This is a genomic window from Klebsiella sp. 4_1_44FAA (assembly GCF_000238715.1).
Taxonomy (GTDB): domain Bacteria; phylum Pseudomonadota; class Gammaproteobacteria; order Enterobacterales; family Enterobacteriaceae; genus Klebsiella; species Klebsiella pneumoniae.
Map to the genome: position 1 here is coordinate 1 of NZ_JH414821.1, position 3232 is coordinate 3232.

Genomic DNA, 3232 nt, shown 5'->3' on the forward strand with positions numbered 1-3232 from the left:
AAGACCGCCAAATTCGCACCGGTATTCGGCATTCACGGACCAGCCGGACGGTGAGGTCAGATCGCGCATGACAGCGTGACTCAGCTCCCGGCGAAAGTCTTCACCGGCGGCGCGGTAGTCTTCCAGCTCATCAGAAGACATGGTTTTCAGGACATCCAGAGTCAGTAACGTTTTCATTTTCAGTCTCCTTATCGCCGCCCCGCAGGGCGGCGTCTCCGTTATCAGGCGGCGCAGGCCGGGTTGTTATGGTCGGTGACGTCGCCGGCATCAGCGTCGGTATCGTTCTGACTTGTTGCCAGACTGAGTTCAGACTTTGCGGCAGGCTGTTTCTGATTGTCAGCACTGGTCATCCATTCCGGAACCCAACGGATTTTTGAGAGGAAGTGCTCTGCATGTTCAGCGGCATCCTTTTTCTTCATCTTCGCGGCGTCCTGTGCTGCGCCAGCCAGTCCGGCCTGAGAGAGTGCCTGTACAATGTGTGGCAGCTTCATGTGCGAGAAAAGGTTATCAGCCGTCGGTTTCCACCAGTCACGAAGGTCAAACTGAATGGCGTTTTCCACCCCATCCAGCGAACTCTGGTGTTTACGACCAAATTCATCCTTGCCCTGTACACCATCTATGGAGCAGGCGGTGCAGAAAGCCATCAGTGCCATCAGGGTTGCGCCATCGAGCGTAAAGAAGGTGGTCATATCCTTTCGCCAGTTTTCCGGCAGCAGGGCTTCAAGACGTTCTTTTTCTGACTGGATGGCCTGAAACGCAACGCTGTTTTCACCGTCAGGTGCTTCACGGGTCAGCGCGTAATGCGACACACTCACGCTAATGCAGAACGGCTCTTTGACGGACGTTGTGGTATGGAAAACCGAGTTACACATTTTCCAGACCATCAGCGCGACGGCTTTCTGCGGCTGCTGCAACAGGGCCGCCTGAACCGCCAGTGTGCGTTCAGAAGAAAGGCGGGTCAGCAACGGGACACTGACGGCGTCCAGCGGATCGACTTTTTCAGGGGCCTGATCGGTGGATGCATCCTTCTCCTCCATTTTTTCATCGGCGCACAGCACCACACCGCGCTGTACTTTCACCTCCTGGCCAGTCCAGGAAACCACCACTCCGGCAGATTGCTTCATTTCATCCGTCCATGCCCGGTGTTTTGCCCGGTGCGCGATGGTCTGCTGTTCTTCCCAGACGGCTTCCAGAGCCCCGGCCACGACGTCATCATTCACGCCGGGGTTCTCGCCTTCATACTTAGCTTCCAGAGCTTCCAGCTCCGCAAGACGTTCTGATTCTGTCTCAGAATATTCAATCGGTGGAACAGACTGCAGACGCCAGATTTTAGTGTCCTTCCCGTAGTGAGAAATCGGGTCAAGACGACCATCACACCATGACCAGCCTTCCGCTTCGCGGAGGTGCTCCGCGATGTTCTGCAGTTTTTCCAGCAGGGCGGTATCGAGCGATGCACTTTTGACATAGCCGCCGTTTTCGCTGCTGAAGAGATCAACCCGGATTTCATCCGGACTGAATGCGGCCTCTCCCACAAAGCGGAATTTGTCGCCGTTTGTGGAAACCTCTTCTGAGGTAATGAGGTTACGGATCGAGGAAACTGATACTTCATTATTCCAGGACCGTTTGCGGGCGGATTCCAGCACTTCCACCTGGCGTTTCTGATCGCTTTCGAGCGCCAGTGCCTGGCAGTGTTCGGTGGTGATTTCATCCTTCGCCAGCGCCGCCAGAATTTCGGGAGCCAGTTCGGTCAGTTTCAACATGCGCTGAACATGACGCGTACCGAACCCCAGTAAATCGCCAATCTGCGCGGGGGTTTTCCCCTGCTCTGCCAGTGTGCGGAACCCGGCGATCTGTTCAGACGGATGCATTGCCATCTGCTGTTCGTTTTCTGCCATTGATGCCGCAACAGCCAGTTCATCAGGTACCTTTTTCACCATCACCTGATATCCGGCATCGATACGGTTTTCACTCTGCAGGAGCTGCAGCGCTTTCAGGCGACGACCACCGGCAGCCACACCACAGCGACCATCCGGGAGGTTATGCACGACCAGATTCTGCAACAGGCCAATGGCTTCAATGGAATCTGCCATTGAACAGACTTTCTCCGCCGGATAGGGAATGGTCCTGACGTTCAGGGGAGACTTCACCAGTGCCGTCACAGGGACATACTCGACCTGTGCGGCATCGAGAGCCACTTTAAGCGCCTCAGCTTCGGCAGACTTAAGCGTTTTTTTGCTGGTTTTCGGTGCAGTTTTTACCTTAGACTCTGTTGCAGACATAATTGATACCTCTTAGCTATTGATGAATGTCTGCCGGACAGCCCACCTGTCCGGCGTTCTTCTTACTGCTTACTTCGTTTTGCGTACTCCGTAGTCCCGGATGTAGCGGTTCATCATGTCCTCGCCGCCCGGTTCAAAATTCCAGACGCGCCAGATCATGCTGCCGTCATCCTGATGACGGACGACAAGGCGAAAATGGGTCCCCTGATCATCTTCAATCGCCACATTCTGATACTGCGCTGCGACAATCTGAGCCTGCTCGCGGGTAAACGTGCCATCCGGCAGGGATTCAAGCGGGGACAAAACGTTATGGTCCATGTGTTTCTCCTTTTCTGCCCCGCCTGAACGGGGCGTCTTCATCGTGGTTTAAAAGGGCGCGTCATCATCCATTGGTGGGAAATCATCCGGGAGTGGCTGAGGCGGTTGCTGAGACGGGGCGGCATCCTGACGGCCTTTCTTACCGCCCTTCGCTTTCGGGGATTTAGCTGCGGCCTGAGCAGATTGTGCCGGGGTGGCAGGATTCTGCGGCTGCGCGGCGCTCTCAGGCACTCCGGATTCACGGCGGCCGCCGAGCATCTGCAGGGTGCCGTTCTGCCCGACCAGCACCTCGGTGACGTAGCGCGTGACTCCGGCATCGTCCTGCCAGTTGCGGGTGCGCAGCTGGCCCTCGATGTAGACCTGTGCGCCTTTACGCAGGTATTCACCCGCCACTTCCGCGAGCTTGCCGAACATGACAACACGATGCCACTCGGTGTTTTTCGCGCATCTCTCCCGTCTGCTTGTCACGCCATGTTTCAGACGTGGCCAGCGTCAGATTGACCACTGCGCCCCCGTTGGGCATGTAACGCACTTCCGGGTCCTGTCCCAGATGTCCAACCAGAATGACTTTGTTAACGCCACGTGCTGCCATGATGAATCTCCTTAATCCGTTGTTTTGCCTTTTTAAAACCATC

General features: G+C 55.9%; 3 protein-coding genes and 1 pseudogene. All 4 read right to left on the minus strand.

All coding sequences use genetic code 11. The features are described 5' to 3' along the window. On the minus strand, positions 1-177 hold a 177-nt coding region (locus HMPREF1024_RS30925; RefSeq protein WP_009310024.1), incomplete at its 3' end, for a conjugation system SOS inhibitor PsiB family protein. 44 nt (positions 178-221) lie between these two features. Beyond that, positions 222-2279 (minus strand): ParB/RepB/Spo0J family partition protein, encoded by a 2058-nt coding sequence (locus HMPREF1024_RS00405; protein WP_009310025.1) that lies wholly within the window; start codon positions 2277-2279, stop codon positions 222-224. A 69-nt stretch (positions 2280-2348) separates the two neighbouring features. Then, positions 2349-2597, minus strand: a complete 249-nt coding sequence (locus tag HMPREF1024_RS00400; RefSeq protein ID WP_009310026.1) for a DUF905 domain-containing protein — start codon at positions 2595-2597, stop codon at positions 2349-2351. A gap of 48 nt (positions 2598-2645) precedes the next feature. Beyond that, a pseudogene (gene ssb / locus HMPREF1024_RS0127900) lies at positions 2646-3189 on the minus strand (single-stranded DNA-binding protein). Positions 3190-3232: the final 43 nt, after the last annotated feature.